Raw genomic sequence first — 19,031 nt, forward strand, 5'->3', positions numbered from 1 at the left:
ATGAGCAAGCGGCGGACGCAGAACATGCTGCGCCTGATGGCGAGCGGGGAGCCGGTGGAGGTCACCAGCCCCATGGCCTCCGTGAAGACGCTGGCCAGGCTCGCCTTCATCGCCCAGCAGTTCGGGTACGAGTACGCCGATGTCCGCCAGGGCGGGTACAACAACTCCTCGCTGGTGATGCTGATCGTGCCGGACCCCTCGCCGCAGGCGCGGGCACGGGCCGCGCAGAACTGGGCGCAGTACCCGAACGCCGGCGACGGGGTGTCGCTGCCGCCCGTCGTGCCGGACGCGCTGGAGCTGCTCAAGGCCCGCATCAACTTCGACCTCACCGGCAAGAGCGCCGAGAAGCGGATGCTCTTCGGGGCGATCGGCACCACCGCCGGTGCGGTGGCCGTCGCCCTCAAGACCGGGGGTGACGGGCTGTTCTGGGGCGCTCTGTTCTGGGCCTTCCTCATGAGCATCCTCGCCGTCGGGTTCGTGGTGAACCGGCGCCGCAACGCGAGGTTCGCGGCCCGGCTCCAGGCCGCCGGGTTCGTCCAGGTCACCGACGAGACCGGGCGCCTGCGCTATCTGCCGCCGGGCGGACAACTCCCCGGCCACGGCAACCCGTTCGCCCAGCAGCAGCCGGGTCACGGCAACCCGTTCGCCCAGCAGCAGCCGTACCCGCAGCAGCAGTACGGCCAGCAGCAGCCGCAGTACGGCGGGCAGCAGCCCCCGTTCCCCCAGCAGCAGCCGCAGTACGGCGGGCAGCAGCCCCCGTTCCCCCAGCAGCAGCCGCAGTACGGCCAGGCGCCGCAGCCCTCGTACGGGCAGCAGACCCCGTACGGCCAGCAGCCTCCGTACCCCCGGCCCCAGCAGCCGCAGATGCCCGCGCCGGCCGCCGCTCCCGCGTACCCCCAGTACCCGCAGCAGGCTCCGCCGCCGCAGCCGTACGCCCAGCCCCGGTACGGCGGGCAGCCGCAGCCCCAGCCGCCCCAGCAGAACCCCCACTGGCAGCCCCCGCAGGGCTGACGCACCGGCCGGCCTTCACCGGGCGCCGGCGCCCGGTGGCGGAAACCTCTCATCCCGCCCCTTACCAGGGTGAGAGCAAAGTTCCCTCCCGGTCACCGGGTGCCACAGACCGGAAACGCCACCTCCCTACCTTCGGGACGCGGGACCAGCCCCGAGCGGCATCGTCCGCACCCCGGAGAACGTGGAGGCGTCATGACAGCACCAGGCCGCTGGATCCAGCACTGGGATCCGGAGGACGAGACCTTCTGGAGGACCACCGGCGAGAAGGTGGCCCGCCGCAACCTCTGCTTCTCCGTGCTGTCCGAGCACATCGGCTTCTCGGTGTGGACCATGTGGTCCGTGCTGGTGCTCTTCATGGGCCCCGAGTACGGACTGAGCCCGGCCGACAAGTTCCTGCTGACGTCGATGGTGACGCTGGTCGGCGCGGTGGTCCGCATCCCCTACACCTTCGCCGTGGCGGTCTTCGGCGGCCGGAACTGGACCGTCGTCTCCGCCGCCGCGCTGCTGGTGCCCACCGTCGCCGCGTTCGCCGTGATGGAGCCGGGCACCTCCTTCTCCACCTTCATGCTGGTCGGCCTGCTGGCCGGCATCGGCGGCGGCAACTTCGCCTCCTCCATGACCAACATCAACGCCTTCTTCCCGCTGCGGAAGAAGGGCTGGGCGCTCGGTCTGAACGCGGGCGGCGGCAACATCGGCGTCCCGGTCATCCAGATCGCCGCGCTGGCCATCATCGGGGCGAGCGGCGGACCGCGGGTGCTGCTCGGCATCTACATCCCGCTGATCGTCGTCGCCGCCGTGCTCGCCGCGCGCCACATGGACAACATCGCCTCGGTGAGGAACGACACCGGGGCCGCCAAGGAGGCCTCGAAGGACGCGCACACCTGGATCATGTCCTTCCTCTACATCGGCACCTTCGGCTCGTTCATCGGCTACAGCTTCGCCTTCGGGCAGGTGCTGACCACCCAGTTCGGCCGCACCCCGCTGCAGGCCGCGTACGTCACTTTTATCGGCCCGCTCCTCGGCTCGCTGATCCGCCCCGTCGGCGGGCGGCTCGCCGACCGGTACGGCGGCGCCCGGATCACCCTGTACACCTTCGTCGCCATGGGCACGGCCACCGCGGTGCTGATCGCGGCGTCCATGCAGAAGTCACTGGCGCTGTTCACCGTCGCCTTCGTGGTGCTGTTCGTGCTGACCGGCCTCGGCAACGGCTCGACGTACAAGATGATCCCCGGCATCTTCCAGGCCAAGGCACCGGCCAAGGGCCTGCGCGGCGAGGAGGCCGCGGCCTACGGGCGGCGGCTGTCGGGGGCGTCCATGGGCCTGATCGGAGCGGTGGGCGCGCTCGGCGGGGTCGGCATCAACCTGGCCTTCCGCCAGTCCTTCCTCTCCTACGGCTCCGGCACCGGTGCCTTCGTCGTCTTCCTCGCCTGTTACGCGGTCTGCTTCGTGGTCACCTGGTCCGTATACCTTCGCCGCCGACCGGCCCGGACGATCACCACCAGCCCGGCCACCGAGGAGAAGCCGCAGCTCAGCTACGCCGAGGTGTGACGTAACACGGGTGACATCGAGCCGAACCGAGCCTGTCACGGATCATTGACAGGCTCGTTCGGCATGGAGGCGGAGCCGCGCCTCACGCAGCACGCCGACTCGAGTGCGGGACGAGAGCCATGTACGACGAACCACAGCGACCGGACCACGGGCCCCTCGCGGGCTTCACCGTGGGCGTGACCGCCGCGCGCCGCGCCGACGAGCTCGGGGCGCTGCTGCAGCGCCGCGGGGCCGCGGTGCTGCACGCCCCCGCCCTGCGCATCGTGCCGCTGGCCGACGACAGCGAACTGCTGGCCGCCACCAAGGAGATCATCCAGCAGGCGCCGGACATCGCCGTGGCCACCACGGCGATCGGCTTCCGCGGCTGGGTGGCGGCCGCCGACGGCTGGGGGCTCGGCGAGGATCTGCTGGCGCGGCTGCGCGGGGTGCGGATCCTCGCCCGCGGCCCGAAGGTGAAGGGCGCGATCCGGGCGGCCGGGCTGACCGAGGAGTGGTCGCCGGCCTCCGAGTCGATGGCCGAGGTGCTCGACCGGCTGCACGAGGAGGGCGTCGACGGGCTGCGGGTCGCGGTCCAGCTGCACGGCGAGCCCCTGCCCGGCTTCGTGGAGGCGCTGCGGGCCGGGGGAGCGGAGGTGGTGGGCGTGCCGGTCTACCGCTGGCTGCCGCCGGAGGACCTCGGGCCGGTCGACCGCCTGCTGGACGCGACCGTGGCCCGCACCCTGGACGCGGTGACGTTCACCAGCGCACCCGCCGCCGCGTCCCTGCTGTCCCGGGCGGAGCACCGCGGCCTGCTGGACGAGGTGCTCGCCGCGCTCTCCCACGACGTGCTGCCCGCCTGCGTCGGCCCGGTCACCGCGCTGCCGCTGCAGGCGCGCGGCCTGGACACCGTGCAGCCGGACCGCTTCCGGCTCGGCCCTCTGGTGCAGCTGCTCTGCCAGGAACTCCCCGCCCGCGCCCGCTCGTTGCCGGTCGCCGGGCACCGGCTGGAGATCCGCGGCCACGCGGCCCTGGTGGACGGCGATCTGCGGCCCGTGCCGCCGGCCGGGATGTCGCTGCTGCGCGCCCTGGCCCGCCGCCCCGGCTGGGTCGTCTCCCGCGCGGACCTGCTGCGCACCCTGCCCGGCGCGGGCCGCGACGAGCACGCCGTGGAGACCGCCATGGCCCGGCTGCGCAACGCCCTCGGCACCCCCAAACTCATCCAGACGGTCGTCAAGCGCGGCTACCGCCTGGCCCTGGACCCGCACGCGGAGGCCAAGTACGCGGACGGCTAGGCCAAGTACGCGGACGGCTAGGCCAAGTACGCGGACGGCCAGGCCAAGTACGCGGACGGCCAGGCCAAGTACGCGGACGTCCAGGCGTACTACGCGGGCGCTGGGCCAAGTACGCGGCCGCCCGGGGGAGCGGGTCGCGTGCAGGCGAAGCGGCCGGAGGGGTTCCGGGCGCGGCGGCGGGCGGGCACTGTAGGGAGAACGGTTGCTCTGGGCTCCTCCTCGCATCCCACCGGCCCTCACACGACCGGGGTGCACCTAGGCGGTGACGGGAACATGGCGCTGGGAACCTCCACGGCGGCGCAGGCGTACGAGTTGCGGTTCGACACCGGGCGGATCTGTCTGGACCTCCTCGCCACCACGCATCCGGTGGAGCGGCTGGGCTCGCTGGAGGTGCTGCGCGCCTGGATCACCGGGTCCGGTCTGGTGCCGCCGGGTACCTCGCTGGCGCACGCCGATCTCTCCTGGCCGGCCGCCTTCCGTGAACTGCGCGGCTGCCTTGGCCCGTTGGTCCGCAGCCGGCCGGCGCCCGGCAGCCCCTCGTGGGACCGTGCGCTCTCCCGCGTCAACGACCTGGCCCGTGCGGCGCCGCCCGCCCCGTGCGCGGTGCCCGGCGACGACGGCGCCCTGGTGCGGTGCCTGGACGCACCGCCGGGGCTGGCCGCACTGCTGGCGGCGGTCGCGAGAGACGCGGTAGACCTGCTCACCGACCCCGTGGCGCGGGCGAGTCTGCGGCAGTGCGAGGGCGACAACTGCCCCATCGTGTACGTCGACACCTCACGGGGACGCAGGAGGCGCTGGTGCTCCAGTGAGGTCTGCGGGAACCGGGAACGCGTGGCCCGGCACCGGCGCCGCGCGGCGCTCACCCGGACCTGAATGGCCGTTATGTTCCTTCTGCAGCAGGCCTTCCGGCAAATTCCGCAGGTGATTTCGGTTACACGAAGTTTGGTTGCCTTGGGATACGGGTAAGCCCGCCCATCCCCCTGTTGTGCCGGAAATGTAAAGAGAGAACGGGGGGAATGTGGCCGCATGTCCTGCTCGTCACGTCACCCCTGAGAAAACTGTCACCTCGCGTTGAACATCCAACGCCCCGCGCACGTACCGCTTGTCGAGCGACCGACTGGGGGATCCCCCGGACACCGGAGGTGGGCGTGCGCAAGGATGCGGCCGTGGCCAATGAACGTGGATCGAGGGCCCGACATCGCATGTCCTCACAGCCCTCGGAACCTGACGAGGAGCTGATGCGTGCTCTGTACCGTGAGCACGCCGGCCCCCTGCTCGCCTATGTGCTGCGGCTGGTCGCCGGAGACCGGCAACGCGCCGAGGACGTCGTGCAGGAAACGCTCATCCGTGCCTGGAAGAACGCCGGTCAGCTCAATCGGGCGACCGGTTCGGTACGCCCCTGGCTGGTGACGGTCGCCCGGCGCATCGTCATCGACGGCCACCGCAGCCGGCAGGCCCGGCCGCAGGAGGTCGATCCGTCGCCGCTGGAGGTCATCCCCGCGGAGGACGAGATCGACAAGGCGCTGTGGCTGATGACGCTGTCGGACGCGCTCGACGACCTGACCCCGGCTCACCGGGAGGTGCTCGTCGAGACGTACTTCAAAGGGCGTACCGTCAACGAGGCGGCAGAGACGCTCGGCATACCCAGCGGCACCGTCCGCTTCAGGGTGTTCTACGCCCTGCGTTCGATGAAGCTGGCACTGGAGGAGCGGGGGGTGACGGCGTGATGAGTGTGTACGGGGGAAACCAGGGATTCGGCGCGGGTGGTGCGGGTATGTCTGGTCCCGTGAAGGGGACACCGGTGCCGAACGAGCATGAGACCGTCGGCGCCTACGCCCTCGGTATCCTCGACGACGCCGAAGCAAGCGCTTTCGAGATGCATCTCGCGGGCTGCGAATGGTGCGCCCAGCAGCTCGACGAACTCGCCGGTATGGAACCGATGCTGGCCGCGCTCGGGGACCTGCCCGGGGCGGGCACCCCCTCCATCGGCGAGTCGCTCTCCGCCAAGCCGTCCCCGCGCGTGGTGGAGAAGCTGATCGACGAGGTCGCCGAGCGCCGCGCCAAGAAGCGCCGCCGCAACTTCTACATGGTCGCCGCCGCGGGCGCCCTGATCGTCAGCGGCCCGTTCGTGGCCGTCGCCACCAGCAACGGCGGCGACTCCGGCCCGGGCGGCGGGGGCACCAGCACCACGCTCTCGGCGAACCCGGCCAAGGAAGCCTTCGACCTGATCCCCGACAAGATCACGGCCACCGACCCCTCCACCAAGGTCGCCGCGACCGTCGCCCTGCAGAAGAAGGACTGGGGCACCGCCGCGGTCGTGGAGATCAAGAACGTCAAGGGTCCGGAGAAGTGCTCGCTGATCGCCGTCGGCAAGAACGGCGAGCGGGAGACCGTCACCTCCTGGTCCGTCCCGGACTGGGGCTACGGCCTGCCCGACGCCAAGACCGACAAGGCCAAGCAGCCGCTGTACGTCCAGGGCGGCGCCTCCTTCGATCCGAACCAGATCGACCACTTCGAGATCATGACCTTCGGCGGGGAGAAGATCGTGGAGATCGACGCGTAGCCGCCGTAGCCTCGCGTGGCCCCCTTCGCGTACGGTTGACGGCTGCCCAGCACGTCAGAAGGGGGCCCGGTGGCCGCTCAGGCTCAGCAGGAAACCGCGGTCGTTCACGACTCCGTACGCGACCGCGAGATCCGCGTCGAACAGGAACACCTGGACCGGGTGTACCGACGCCTCGAGGAGAAGATCCACGAGGCCGAGTTCCTCATGCGCGACGCCGCCCAGCGCGGCCAGGTCGGCACGCCCGGCGCGCTCGCCGAGCGTGACGCCCAGGTCTTCCGCGCGGGCCTCCACCTGAACCGGCTGAACAACGAGTACGAGGACTTCCTCTTCGGCCGGATCGACCTGCTGCGCGGCAAGGACGGCAAGAAGGGCCCGGACGGCGCCTACACCGCCGTGGAGCCCGCCGAGGGCGCCGTCCGCCCCGACAACACCGCCGACATCGCCGAGACCCTGCACATCGGCCGCATCGGCGTCCTCGACGAGAACTACGCCCCGCTGGTCATCGACTGGCGCGCCCCGGCCGCCGCGCCCTTCTACCGCTCCACCCCGGTCGACCCCGGCCGGGTGGTGCGCCGCCGGGTCATCCGCTCCAAGGGCCGCCGCGTCCTCGGGGTCGAGGACGACCTGATGCGCCCCGAGCTGAAGGCGTCCCTGGACGGCCGGGAGCTGCCCGTCATCGGCGACGGCGCCCTGATGGCCGCGCTCGGCCAGGCCCGCACCCACACCATGCGGGACATCGTGGCGTCCATCCAGGCCGAGCAGGACCAGGTGATCCGCGCCCCCGCCGCCTCGGTCACCTACGTCGAGGGCGGCCCCGGCACCGGCAAGACCGCCGTCGCCCTGCACCGGGCCGCCTACCTGCTCTACCAGGACCGGCGCCGGTACGCGGGCGGCATCCTGATCGTCTCGCCCACGCCCCTGCTCGTCGCCTACACCGAGGGCGTGCTGCCCTCCCTGGGCGAGGAGGGCCAGGTGGCGATCCGGGCCCTCGGCTCCCTCGTCGACGGCGCCGAGGCCACTGTCTACGACTCCCCGTCGGTGGCCCGGGTCAAGGGCTCGTACCGCATGCTGAAGGTGCTGCGGAAGGCCGCCCGCGGAGCGCTGGAGCTGAACGATTCGCCGGCGCGGCTGCGGGTCGTCGCCTTCGGCCGCCGCCTGGAGCTTCAGGCCGGGGAGCTGGAGCGGATCCGGCGTACCGCACTCGGCGGCACCGCACCGGTGAACCTGCTGCGCCCGCGCGCCCGCAGGCTGCTCCTGGACGCCCTGTGGGAGCGCTCCGGCGCCGCGAACCGGCACACCGACCCCGAGCTCACCGCCGAACTGCGCTCCTCCTTCGACGAGGACGTCACCTCGGAGGACGAGTTCATCGCCTTCCTCGACGCCTGGTGGCCCGAGCTGACCCCGGCGGCCGTGCTGGACGCCATGGCGGACGAGCGGCGCCTGGTCCGCTGGTCGCGGCGCATCCTCGACCAGGGCGAGGCCCGCAGGGTGGCCCGCTCGCTGCGCCGGGACGGCTGGTCGGTGCACGACATCGCCCTGCTGGACGAGCTGCAGGCGATCCTCGGCACCCCGCCCCGGCCCCGCAAGAAGCGGGAGATCGACCCGCTGGACCAGCTCACCGGCCTGGAGGAGCTGATGCCGGTGCGCGAGGAGACCCAGCGCGAGCGGGCCGAACGGCTGGCCCAGGAGCGCGTCGAGTACGCCCATGTCATCGTCGACGAGGCGCAGGACCTCACGCCCATGCAGTGGCGGATGGTCGGCCGCCGCGGCCGGCACGCCACCTGGACGATCGTCGGGGACCCGGCCCAGTCCTCCTGGTCCGACCCGGACGAGGCCGCGCACGCCCGCGACGAGGCGCTCGGCAGCCGCCCGCGCCGCCGCTTCGAGCTCACGGTGAACTACCGCAACCCGGCCGAGATCGCCGATCTGGCGTCGAAGGTGCTCGCCCTCGCCATGCCCGGCTCACAGGCACCGCGCGCGGTGCGCTCCACCGGCGTGCAGCCGCGGTTCACCGTGACGGCCGGCGATCTGGGCGCCACCGTGCGCGCGGAGGCCGCCCGGCTGCTGGAGCGGGTGGACGGCACGGTCGGCGTGGTCGTCGCCATGCAGCGCCGCGCCGAGGCCCGGCGCTGGCTCGAGGGACTCGGCGACCGGGTGGTGGCGCTCGGCAGCCTGGAGGCCAAGGGCCTGGAGTACGACGCCACGGTCGTCGTCTCCCCGGCCGAGATCGCCGACGAGTCCCCGGCCGGCCTGCGCGTGCTGTACGTCGCGCTGACCCGTGCCACGCAGCAGCTGACGGTGGTGTCGGACGGGCGCGACGAGCCGGACGCGGCGGGCGTGCCCGACCTGCTGCGGGACTGAACAGAGGATCTGCCGCGGGACTTGACCCGGGGGCTCCGCCGCGGGACTGAACCGGGGATCAGTTCCGGGGCCGCAGCGGGGGCGCACGGAAGCAACTGGGGGACCGCCGCCCCGCGCGGGAATGGCCCGGCGCGATCCGTTTGTTAGCCTGGGTGTGACACCGGCTCGATCCAAGCCCCCGGGCCCAACCTTCGTCGCTTCGAGCGACCACTTGCCGCGAGGCGAGCATGGCGGGTCGGTGTCGTGAACGTCCGAGAGGCCCACGTCGCGAGAGTGACGGGGGCCTCTTTCGTCGGCCCAGCGCCTCTCGTATGGTGAAATTCTGTTTCCGGTAGCAGGAAGTGCGGTCGCACACGCCTGTGAACAAAACGTCCGCAATCCGAGGTGGTTACCGCGTACTCAGCGGTAGGTGCGACGATCGGACGGCACAACAGAGCGACACGGTGAAAGCAGAGGAAGTCGGCCATGGCAACGGCGCCCAGCGTCTCCTACTCGATGACCATTCGGCTGGAGGTGCCCGCGAGCGGAACGGCCGTCTCGCAGCTCACCACGGCCGTGGAGTCCTCCGGAGGCTCGGTCACCGGCCTCGACGTCACCGCGTCCGGACACGAGAAGCTCCGCATCGACGTCACCATCGCCGCCACCTCGACCGCGCACGCCGAGCAGATCGTCGAGCAGCTCCGCCGGATCGAGGGCGTCACGCTCGGCAAGGTCTCCGACCGTACGTTCCTGATGCATCTCGGTGGCAAGATCGAGATGGCGTCCAAGCACCCCATCCGCAACCGTGACGACCTCTCCATGATCTACACGCCCGGCGTGGCCCGGGTCTGCATGGCGATCGCCGAGAACCCCGAGGACGCCCGCCGGCTCACCATCAAGCGCAACTCCGTCGCGGTGGTGACGGACGGCTCCGCGGTGCTGGGCCTGGGCAACATCGGCCCCAGGGCCGCGCTGCCCGTGATGGAGGGCAAGGCCGCCCTGTTCAAGCGCTTCGCCGGCATCGACGCCTGGCCGATCTGCCTGGACACCCAGGACACCGACGCGATCGTCGAGATCGTCAAGGCCATCGCCCCCGGCTTCGCCGGCATCAACCTCGAGGACATCTCCGCCCCGCGCTGCTTCGAGATCGAGGCGCGGCTGCGCGAGGCCCTGGACATCCCCGTATTCCACGACGACCAGCACGGCACCGCCATCGTCGTGCTCGCCGCCCTCACCAACGCCCTGCGGGTCACTCAGAAGTCCATCGAGAGCATCCGCGTGGTGATGTCCGGCGCCGGCGCGGCCGGCACCGCCATCCTCAAGCTGCTGCTCGCCGCCGGCGTCAAGAACGCCGTGGTGGCCGACATCCAGGGCGTGGTGCACGCCGGCCGCGAGGACCTCGTCGACGCCGCCCCCGGCTCGGCGCTGAGCTGGATCGCCGACAACACCAACCCCGAGAACCTCAGCGGCTCTCTGAAGGAGGCCGTGCGCGGCGCGGACGTCTTCATCGGGGTCTCCGCCCCGAACCTCCTGGACGCCTCCGACGTCGCCGCCATGGCCGACGACGCCATCGTGTTCGCGCTCGCGAACCCGGACCCCGAGGTCGACCCGGCAATCGCCCGTCAGACGGCGGCCGTTGTGGCCACCGGACGCTCGGACTTCCCGAACCAGATCAACAACGTGCTGGTGTTCCCGGGTGTGTTCCGCGGCCTGCTGGACGCGCAGTCCCGCACCGTCAACACGGAGATGATGCTGGCCGCCGCCAAGGCGCTGGCGGACGTCGTCACCGAGGACGAGCTGAACCCGAACTACATCATCCCCAGCGTCTTCAACGACAAGGTCGCGGGCGCGGTCGCCGGAGCGGTGCGGGACGCCGCCAAGGCGGCCGGCGCCGCCGCCCACCTCTGACGAGCACCGCGGACCACCGGCGCCCGGCCCGGACCCGCGGGTGTACCCCGCCGGATCGCGGGAACACGGTGCCGGACCGCGGGAAAAGCGCGGGAAAGCGCGGGAAAGCGCGGGAAAGCGCGGAAAGGGGTGCTGACCGGCTGTGAGGAGCGCCACGGCGTGCGGAAACGGCGCGTCGTGGAACCTCAGCGTCCTGGCCGCCCTCTAGGGTGGCGACCAGGGCCTGCCGTTCGGATCAGGTCGCAGGAGGTCTGCGGCACCTCACCGGCGGTGGTGACCCCGCGTCAGCGGGCTGATCCCGGCGGCGGGGACCTGGGCCTGCGTGTGACACTCACGAGTGTTCTCACGACTCCTGCGGGTGCCGGATTGGCTTTCCCGCCGCAGGTGGAGGCAGGATGCCTCCCTGGGCGCGAGGGTTCGACGTCGGACCCGGGTCCGGGGACTCACCGAGAACCCTGGCAGCATCGGCTTGGCCGTGCCCGACATGCGGCCCCGCCGCGTGGCACGCCTCAACGGCAAGAAGAACACGGGAGTAACAACATGAACCGCAGTGAGCTGGTGGCCGCGCTGGCCGACCGCGCCGAGGTGACCCGCAAGGACGCCGACGCTGTGCTGGCCGCGTTCGCCGACATCGTCGGCGATGTCGTCTCCAAGGGCGACGAGAAGGTCACCATCCCCGGCTTTCTGACCTTCGAGCGGACCCACCGCGCCGCTCGTACGGCTCGCAACCCGCAGACGGGTGAGCCGATCCAGATCCCGGCCGGGTACAGCGTGAAGGTTTCGGCGGGCTCCAAGCTGAAGGACGCGGCCAAGGGCAAGTAAGGGCACCCGAGCAGAGTCTGGCCGGGCGCCCCGGGCGCCCCGGGCGGCCGCCGGTCCACGTGACCGGCGGCGCGCATCCGGCGCCCCGTCAGGGTGCTTCAGCAAACGCCGATGGGGCGGTCACCCGAGTCCGGGTGACCGCCCCATCGGCGTTCGTGTACGCGGGTGTCAGCCGAGCGCCTTGCCCGGCAGCTCCACCTTCGCGCCGAGCTCCACCAGCTTCTCCATGAAGTTCTCGTAGCCCCGGTTGATCAGCCCGATGCCGTGCACCCGGCTGGAGCCCTGGGCGGCGAGGGCGGCGATGAGATACGAGAAGCCGCCCCGCAGGTCCGGGATGACGAGGTCGGCGGCCTGCAGCGGGGTCGGGCCCGAGACCACCGCCGAGTGCAGGAAGTTGCGCTGGCCGAAGCGGCAGTCCGAGCCGCCCAGGCACTCGCGGTAGAGCTGGATGTGGGCGCCCATCTGGTTGAGCGCGCTGGTGAAGCCCAGCCGGGACTCGTAGACCGTCTCGTGGATGATGGACAGGCCCGTGGCCTGGGTCAGGGCGACCACCAGCGGCTGCTGCCAGTCGGTCTGGAAGCCGGGGTGCACGTCCGTCTCCAGCGCGATGGACTTCAGCCGGCCGCCCGGGTGCCAGAAGCGGATGCCCTCGTCGTCGATCTCGAAGGCGCCGCCGACCTTCCGGTAGGTGTTCAGGAACGTCATCATCGAGCGCTGCTGGGCGCCGCGGACGTAGATGTTGCCCTCGGTCGCCAGCGCCGCGGACGCCCAGGAGGCGGCCTCCAGGCGGTCGGGAATGGCGCGGTGGGTGTAGCCGCCGAGCTTCTCCACACCGGTGACCCGGATGGTGCGGTCGGTGTCCATCGCGATGATGGCGCCCATCTTCTGCAGCACGCAGATCAGGTCCTCGATCTCCGGCTCCACCGCCGCGTTGGACAGCTCGGTGACGCCCTCGGCGAGGACGGCCGTCAGCAGCACCTGCTCGGTGGCGCCGACGGACGGGTACGGCAGCCGGATCTTCGTGCCGCGCAGCCGCTGCGGGGCCTCCAGGTACTGGCCGTCGGCGCGCTTCTCGATGGTGGCGCCGAACTGGCGCAGCACGTCGAAGTGGAAGTCGATCGGCCGGCCGCCGATGTCGCAGCCGCCCAGACCCGGGATGAAGGCGTGCCCCAGCCGGTGCAGCAGCGGGCCGCAGAAGAGGATCGGGATGCGCGAGGAGCCGGCGTGGGCATCGATGTCGGCGACGTTCGCGCTCTCCACGGACGTCGGGTCCATCACCAGCTCGCCCGGCTCGTCCCCGGGACGGACCGTCACCCCGTGCAGCTGCAGCAGCCCCCGTACGACGCGGACATCACGAATGTCCGGAACATTGCGCAGCCGGCTCGGAGCGCTGCCGAGCAGCGCGGCCACCATGGCCTTCGGTACGAGGTTCTTCGCACCGCGGACACGGAGCTCGCCCTCCAGCGGGGTTCCGCCGTGGACAAGCAGTACGTCATCAGCGCCGTTGACGGTCATGAATCTCGCGTTCCGTGGAGTAGGTCGGGGGGCCAGGAGGGAAAGACTAATCGCCCTCCACCCCCCTTCTGTAAGCCCGAGTACGGACCAGCCACGTCATGGATCTGTCACAACACGAACCGTTCTCCGGCGTGTGCGAGCGGTCACCGGCCGGCCTCGTGCGCCGGGGGTGCTTCCGTCCCCCCTGAGCTGCGTTCACTCCCGTACCCGCATTGCCTCCCCACTCGCGGCGAAGATGCGGGATCATGTCTGGCATGACCGAGGTGTCCTCGCTCACAGGGCGGCTGCTCGTGGCCACCCCCGCCCTGGCGGACCCGAACTTCGACCGCGCGGTGGTGCTTCTCCTCGACCACGACGAGGAGGGCTCGCTCGGTGTCGTCCTCAACCGCCCGACCCCCGTCGACGTGGGGGACATCCTGGAGGGCTGGGCCGACCTGACGGGCGAACCCGGAGTCGTCTTCCAGGGCGGGCCGGTGTCCCTCGACTCGGCCCTCGGCGTCGCCGTGGTACCCGGCGACGCGGACGCCGAGGCGGCACCGCTCGGCTGGCGCCGGGTGCACGGCGCGATCGGACTGGTCGACCTGGAGGCCCCGCCGGAGCTGTTCGCCTCCGCGCTCGGCTCCCTGCGCATCTTCGCCGGGTACGCCGGATGGGGCCCCGGTCAGCTGGAGGAGGAACTGGCCGACGGCGCCTGGTACGTCGTCGAGTCGGAGCCCGGCGACGTGTCCTCCCCGTCCCCGGAGCGGCTGTGGCGCGAGGTGCTGCGCCGCCAGCGCAGCGAACTCGCCATGGTCGCGACCTATCCGGACGACCCGACGCTCAACTGAAGCGGGTGCGCTTCAGTACCCTGGGCTCTATGAGCACTCTTGAGCCCGAGCGCGGGACTGGTACGGGGACCCTCGTCGAGCCGACGCCGCAGACCTCCCACGGCGACGGTGACCACGAGCGCTTCGCCCACTACGTCCAGAAGGACAAGATCATGGCGAGCGCCCTCGACGGCACGCCCGTCGTGGCGCTGTGCGGCAAGGTCTGGGTGCCCGGCCGCGATCCGAAGAAGTACCCCGTCTGTCCCATGTGCAAGGAGATCTACGACTCCATGGGTTCCGGGGACGACAACGGCAAGGGCGGCAAGGGCGGCAAAGGCGGCAAGGGCGACAAGTAGCCGCCGCGCCGCCGGGCCGTTCAGGCCTTCGAGGCCCCCCGAGGGTGCGCTGATGCGCGCCCCCGGGGGCCTTCGTGCGTCCGGGGCTCTGCAGGCCGGCGTGTGCTGTGCGGGTGCTCTTCGTGACGGCCCCGGTCCGGGGGCTTGGTGGGCGCCGGTCCTGCGTTGCACAGGATGCCTCGGCCGGTCACAGAGTGGTTGAGACCTCTGGTCCACCTCTTGGCGTTCGCGTCCTCGCAGTACAGCCTGGGCGCGGCGATCGGCGTGGTGATGCTGCTGATCCTGCTCGCCGTGACGCTGGTCTATCTGCGGCTGCTGCGCCGCCAGGGGGAGGAACTGTGAATCTTCCGAGTGCGCGGGTGCGCCGTCCGTGGCGGCTCGCGGCGGAGGCCTCGGCGCTGGTGATCGCCGCGGTGGTGGCCTTCCCGCTGTACTGGATGGTGCTCGGCGCCTTCAAACCGGCCGGGGAGATCGAGTCGGCCGAGCCGCGGCCGTGGACGGTGTCGCCCACCCTGGACTCGTTCCGGCGGGTGTTCGGACAGCAGGAATTCGGCCGCTACTTCCTCAACAGTGTCGTCGTGGCGGTGGCCGTGGTGATCGCCTCCGCGCTGATCGCCTTTCTCGCCGCGACCGCCGTGACGCGTTTCCGGTTCCGGATGCGCACCACGTTGCTGATCATGTTTCTGGTGGCCCAGATGGTGCCCGTGGAGGCGCTGACCATCCCGCTGTTCTTCGTGATGCGGGATCTCGGGCAGCTGAACACGCTGTGGTCGCTGATCCTGCCGCACATCGCCTTCTCGCTGCCGTTCGCGATCTGGATGCTGCGGGGGTTCGTGAAGGCCGTTCCGACGGCGCTGGAAGAGGCCGCCCGCATCGACGGGGCGAGCCGGGCCAGATTTCTCTGGCAGATTCTCTTCCCGCTCGTCCTGCCGGGGCTGGTCGCCACGAGCGTGTTCTCCTTCATCTCCACCTGGAACGACTTCCTGTTCGCCAAGTCGTTCATCATCAGTGACATCTCCCAGTCGACGCTGCCGATGGCGCTGCTGGTCTTCTACAAGCCGGACGAGCCCGACTGGGGCGGAGTGATGGCGGCGTCGACGGTGATGACCATTCCGGTGCTCGTCTTCTTCGTACTCGTACAGCGGCGGCTGGTCTCCGGACTCGGCGGCGCGGTAAAGGACTGATGTGACCTCACCGACTTCCCCGATGTCCCAGAGTTCTCCCATGGAACTCGTTCCCGCTCCCCGCACCGTTGTCCCTTCCCGGGGTGACGTGCGGCTGACCGAGCGCTCGGGACTGTACGCCGCCCCCGGCGCCGAGGCCGTCGGACGCTGGCTGACGGGCGTGCTCCGCCAGGCCACCGGACTGCCGCTGCCACAGGAGCGGGAGGCCGCCGGTGCCTCGGGCGACGGCATCGCCCTGCGGCTCGACGGGGCGCTCGGTGACGAGGAGTACCGCCTCGTCAGCGACCCGCACGGCGTGCTGATCGAGGGCGGCACCGCGGCCGGGGTCTTCCGCGGCGCCCAGACGCTGCGGCAGCTCCTCGGCCCCGACGCCTTCCGCAGGGCGCCGCTCCGGCGTGACCGGCAGTGGACCGTACCGCACGTCAGGATCGAGGACGCGCCCCGCTTCCGCTGGCGCGGTCTGATGCTCGACGTGGCCCGGCACTTCATGCCCAAGGACGGAGTGCTGCGCCAGCTCGATCTGATGGCCGCCCACAAACTCAATGTGCTGCATCTGCATCTGACGGACGACCAGGGCTGGCGCATCGAGATCCGGCGCCACCCGAGACTCACCGAGGTGGGTTCCTGGCGTGCCCGTACGAAAATCGGGCACCGGGCCTCACCCCTGTGGGACGAACGGCCGCACGGCGGCTACTACACCCAGGACGACATCCGGGAGATCGTCGCCTACGCCGCCGAACGGCATATCGAGGTGGTCCCCGAGATCGACGTACCGGGGCACTCGCAGGCCGCCATCGCCGCATATCCGGAACTCGGCAACACCGATGTCGTCGACACCGCCGCCCTGAAGGTCTGGGACACCTGGGGCGTCAATCCGAACGTCCTCGCCCCCACCGACCACACCCTGCGGTTCTACGAGGGCGTGTTCGAGGAAGTGCTGGAGCTGTTCCCCTCCGAGTTCATTCATGTCGGCGGCGACGAATGCCCCAAGGACCAGTGGCGCCGCTCTCCGGCCGCGCAGGCCCGTATCCGGGAACTGGGACTCGCCGGTGAGGACGAACTCCAGGCGTGGTTCATCGGTCACTTCGACGAGTGGCTCTCCGCGCGCGGGCGCCGGCTCATCGGCTGGGACGAGATCCTCGAGGGCGGCCTTGCGAAAGGCGCCGCGGTGTCGTCCTGGCGGGGATACCGGGGCGGGATCGCCGCCGCGCGTGCCGGGCACGACGTGGTGATGTGCCCCGAGCAGCAGGTGTATCTGGACCACCGTCAGGACGCGGGCCCCGACGAGCCCGTGCCCATCGGGTACGTGCGCACCCTGGAGGACGTCTACCGGTTTGAACCGGTTCCGCCGGAGCTCACGCCGGAGGAGGCCCGGCATGTGCTGGGCACCCAGGCCAATGTGTGGACGGAGGTGATGGAGGACCAGCAGCGCGTCGACTACCAGGTCTTTCCCCGGCTCGTCGCCTTCGCGGAGGTCGCCTGGAGCAGCCTGCCCGCCCCGGAGGAGCGGGACTTCGCCGGCTTCGAGCGGCGGATGACCGCCCACTACCGGCGGCTCGACGCCCTCGGCGTCGCCTACCGCCCGCCCACCGGCCCCCGGCCCTGGCAGCGGCGCCCCGGAGTGCTGGGCCGCCCCGTCGACGGGCCACCGCCCCTGCGCTAGGCGCCCCTTGCGGTAGGAACCCCTTGGGTAGGAACCCCTTGCGGTGGCGAAACGCCCCGCACATCGCCAAAGAGTGTCAATTCGGGCACTCTTCGCACTTCTGTGCCCTCTTGCCGGAATGCTCCCATGTCCGTGGCGAGATGGGCGAACGCCTCCTAGCGGACCCCCGTCTTCGGCGCTTGCCAAGATGTGCCAGAGTTGCCACGTCCGCCCTGTCAGCACGTACCGTACGGCAACACAGGCGGGTCCAGGCGACACCAGGTGGGAAGCGGGAAGGGGCAGCCGGCTTTGAGCACGCACGCACCGCAGGCGGCGCAGGCCGTCACCCTGCCCACGACTCTGGACGAGGCCGTGGCGGCGCTCGCGGCCATGCCCGCCGCCGTGCCCGTCGCGGGCGGCACCGATCTGATGGCCGCCGTCAACTCCGGGCAGCTCAGGCCCGCCGCGCTGGTCGGCCTCAACAAGATCAGCGAGATCCGCGGCTGGCAGTACCTCGACGGCCACGCGCTGCTCGGCGCCGGACTCACCCACGCCCGGATGGGCCGCCCCGACTTCGCCGCCCTCATCCCCGCGCTCGCCGCCGCCGCCCGCGCCGCGGGCCCGCCGCACATCCGCAACGCGGGCACCCTCGGCGGCAACATCGCCTCCGCCGCGCCCACCGGCGACGCGCTGCCCGTGCTGGCCGCCCTGGAGGCCACCCTGATCATCGCGGGCCCGGGCGGCGCCCGCCGCGAGATCCCGGTGTCGCACCTGCTGGCCGGGGTGGACATGCTGCGCGCCGGTGAACTCATCGGCTTCGTGCGCGTGCCGCTGCTGCACGCGCCCCAGGTCTTCCTCAAGGCCACCGGCCGCACCGGACCCGGCCGCGCGGTCGCCTCCGTCGCCCTCGTCCTCGACCCGGCCCGGCGCGGGGTGCGCTGCGCGGTGGGCGCCATCGCCCCCATGCCGCTGCGCCCCCTGGAGGCCGAGCAGTGGGTGGCCCAGCTGATCGACTGGGACAACAACCGCGCCATCGTGCCGGAGGCGCTGAGCGCGTTCGGGGAGTACGTCGCCGCGGCCTGTATCCCGGACGCCGCCCCCGGCGAGGACGGCACGGTCCCGCCGCTTCCGCCCGCCGTACTGCACCTGCGGCGCACCGTCGCCGCGCTGGCCCGACGAGCACTGGGGAGGGCGCTGTCGTGACCGACGACCAGCACGGAGACCGGCACCGCGAGGGCGCGCCCGGCAGCGGCGGCCGCTGGGACCCGCTGCCGCAGGGCGACTACGACGACGGTGCCACGGCCTTCGTGCAGCTTCCCGAGGGCGGCATCGACGCCCTGCTGTCCGGCGCCGGCAGCCCGCTCGCCGCGCCGGGCCACGGCTATGTGCCGCCGCCGATAACGGTCGCCCCCGCCATCACCGCGGGCACCGACCCGGCGGCCACCGGCACCTGGTCCGTGCCGGGCGCGGGCGCCCCCGTGGACGGCGCCCATTGGAGCAGCCCCGACGCGTCGAACGCGGTGAACCAGCCGAACGGCGGTCAGCAGCAGGCCGGCCAGGACGGGCAGGGCGGCGCTTCCGGCGCTTCCGGCCAGGGTGGTCAGCCCGGCGCGTCCGGCCACGGTGGCCAGGGCGGATACGGCTACGACCCCGGAGCCACCGGTCACTGGTCCTACGGCGACGCGAACGCGAACACCCCCGAGGGCAACCCCGAGGGCGGCGCGCCGGGCCACGACGTGACCGGGCAGTGGTCCATCCCCGTGGCGAACGACATCCCCGACGAATCGGGCGAGTTCACCCGGTCCTCGCTGGTCGAGCAGTGGGGCGGCAACCCTCCGGCCACCCTTCCCGGCGGCGCCCCCGCGCCCTGGGCCAACACCCAGTCCATCGGCCGCCCCTGGGGCCCCGGCGTGCCCGGAGTCCCGCAGGACGACAACGACGCCCCCCGCGACCGCGGCACCGGCCCCGCGCGGCCCGGCGCGGCACAGCAGCAGGGCGAGGACGGGCGGCCCCCCGCCGGCGGCCACACCCACGCGGACGCGCCGCCCGCGCAGGACGGCACCAG

The 19,031-nt window shown here is 71.7% G+C and carries 15 protein-coding genes and 2 pseudogenes; 16 read left to right on the plus strand and 1 reads right to left on the minus strand.

Annotated elements, in window-relative coordinates:
- The 9 genes from ABD198_RS11810 to ABD198_RS11850 all read left to right on the plus strand — a co-directional run bounded on the left by ABD198_RS11810 (window position 1) and on the right by ABD198_RS11850 (window position 11,463).
- Entirely contained in the window at window positions 1–1,011 is a 1,011-nt protein-coding gene (locus ABD198_RS11810) for a hypothetical protein (protein ID WP_344000164.1), read from the plus strand.
- 192 nt (window positions 1,012–1,203) lie between these two features.
- Window positions 1,204–2,559, plus strand: coding sequence for a nitrate/nitrite transporter (locus tag ABD198_RS11815; RefSeq protein WP_344000132.1), 1,356 nt, complete (start codon window positions 1,204–1,206; stop codon window positions 2,557–2,559).
- Window positions 2,560–2,678: 119 nt separating this feature from the next.
- Window positions 2,679–3,830, plus strand: coding sequence for a uroporphyrinogen-III synthase (locus tag ABD198_RS11820; protein WP_344000134.1), 1,152 nt, complete (start codon window positions 2,679–2,681; stop codon window positions 3,828–3,830).
- Window positions 3,831–4,103: 273 nt separating this feature from the next.
- Complete coding sequence (locus tag ABD198_RS11825; RefSeq protein WP_344000135.1) at window positions 4,104–4,703, plus strand: CGNR zinc finger domain-containing protein; 600 nt, start codon at window positions 4,104–4,106, stop codon at window positions 4,701–4,703.
- Window positions 4,704–4,972: 269 nt separating this feature from the next.
- Window positions 4,973–5,557, plus strand: coding sequence for a sigma-70 family RNA polymerase sigma factor (locus ABD198_RS11830; RefSeq protein WP_344000137.1), 585 nt, complete (start codon window positions 4,973–4,975; stop codon window positions 5,555–5,557).
- The gene (locus ABD198_RS11835; RefSeq protein WP_344000139.1) at window positions 5,557–6,393 is read left to right on the plus strand and encodes an anti-sigma factor family protein; all 837 of its coding nucleotides are present in this window, start codon (window positions 5,557–5,559) and stop codon (window positions 6,391–6,393) included. The genes ABD198_RS11830 and ABD198_RS11835 overlap by 1 nt, the downstream gene beginning before the upstream one ends.
- 69 nt (window positions 6,394–6,462) lie before the next feature.
- Entirely contained in the window at window positions 6,463–8,754 is a 2,292-nt protein-coding gene (locus ABD198_RS11840; protein WP_344000141.1) for a HelD family protein, read from the plus strand.
- Between the two features lie 465 nt (window positions 8,755–9,219).
- Window positions 9,220–10,641, plus strand: coding sequence for an NAD-dependent malic enzyme (locus tag ABD198_RS11845; RefSeq protein ID WP_344000143.1), 1,422 nt, complete (start codon window positions 9,220–9,222; stop codon window positions 10,639–10,641).
- A 540-nt stretch (window positions 10,642–11,181) separates the two neighbouring features.
- Window positions 11,182–11,463, plus strand: coding sequence for an HU family DNA-binding protein (locus ABD198_RS11850; RefSeq protein WP_167998245.1), 282 nt, complete (start codon window positions 11,182–11,184; stop codon window positions 11,461–11,463).
- 168 nt (window positions 11,464–11,631) lie between these two features.
- On the opposite strand, the gene murA is transcribed toward ABD198_RS11850, so the two are convergent.
- Window positions 11,632–12,978 carry a UDP-N-acetylglucosamine 1-carboxyvinyltransferase gene (gene murA / locus ABD198_RS11855; RefSeq protein ID WP_344000145.1) on the minus strand — a complete coding sequence of 449 codons (1,347 nt, stop codon included), beginning with the start codon at window positions 12,976–12,978 and terminating at the stop codon, window positions 11,632–11,634.
- 254 nt (window positions 12,979–13,232) lie between these two features.
- On the opposite strand from murA, the gene ABD198_RS11860 reads away from it, so the two are divergent.
- The 7 genes and pseudogenes from ABD198_RS11860 to ABD198_RS11890 form a co-directional block, all read left to right on the plus strand.
- Window positions 13,233–13,805, plus strand: a complete 573-nt coding sequence (locus tag ABD198_RS11860; RefSeq protein ID WP_167998243.1) for a YqgE/AlgH family protein — start codon at window positions 13,233–13,235, stop codon at window positions 13,803–13,805.
- 29 nt (window positions 13,806–13,834) lie between these two features.
- The gene (locus ABD198_RS11865; RefSeq protein ID WP_344000148.1) at window positions 13,835–14,140 is read left to right on the plus strand and encodes a DUF3039 domain-containing protein; all 306 of its coding nucleotides are present in this window, start codon (window positions 13,835–13,837) and stop codon (window positions 14,138–14,140) included.
- 222 nt (window positions 14,141–14,362) lie between these two features.
- Window positions 14,363–14,482 (plus strand): annotated as a pseudogene (locus tag ABD198_RS11870) (sugar ABC transporter permease); the annotation flags it as partial.
- Window positions 14,479–15,324, plus strand: coding sequence for a carbohydrate ABC transporter permease (locus tag ABD198_RS11875; protein ID WP_344000150.1), 846 nt, complete (start codon window positions 14,479–14,481; stop codon window positions 15,322–15,324). The pseudogene ABD198_RS11870 and the gene ABD198_RS11875, both read left to right, overlap by 4 nt.
- Window positions 15,325–15,364: 40 nt before the next feature.
- Window positions 15,365–16,987, plus strand: a complete 1,623-nt coding sequence (locus ABD198_RS11880) for a beta-N-acetylhexosaminidase (RefSeq protein ID WP_344000152.1) — start codon at window positions 15,365–15,367, stop codon at window positions 16,985–16,987.
- A 288-nt stretch (window positions 16,988–17,275) separates the two neighbouring features.
- Window positions 17,276–18,169 carry an FAD binding domain-containing protein gene (locus ABD198_RS11885; protein ID WP_344000154.1) on the plus strand — a complete coding sequence of 298 codons (894 nt, stop codon included), beginning with the start codon at window positions 17,276–17,278 and terminating at the stop codon, window positions 18,167–18,169.
- Window positions 18,166–19,031: pseudogene (locus ABD198_RS11890) on the plus strand (hypothetical protein); the annotation flags it as partial. The gene ABD198_RS11885 and the pseudogene ABD198_RS11890, both read left to right, overlap by 4 nt.

Source organism: Streptomyces thermocarboxydovorans (assembly GCF_039524635.1).
Taxonomy (GTDB): Bacteria; Actinomycetota; Actinomycetes; order Streptomycetales; family Streptomycetaceae; genus Streptomyces; species Streptomyces thermocarboxydovorans.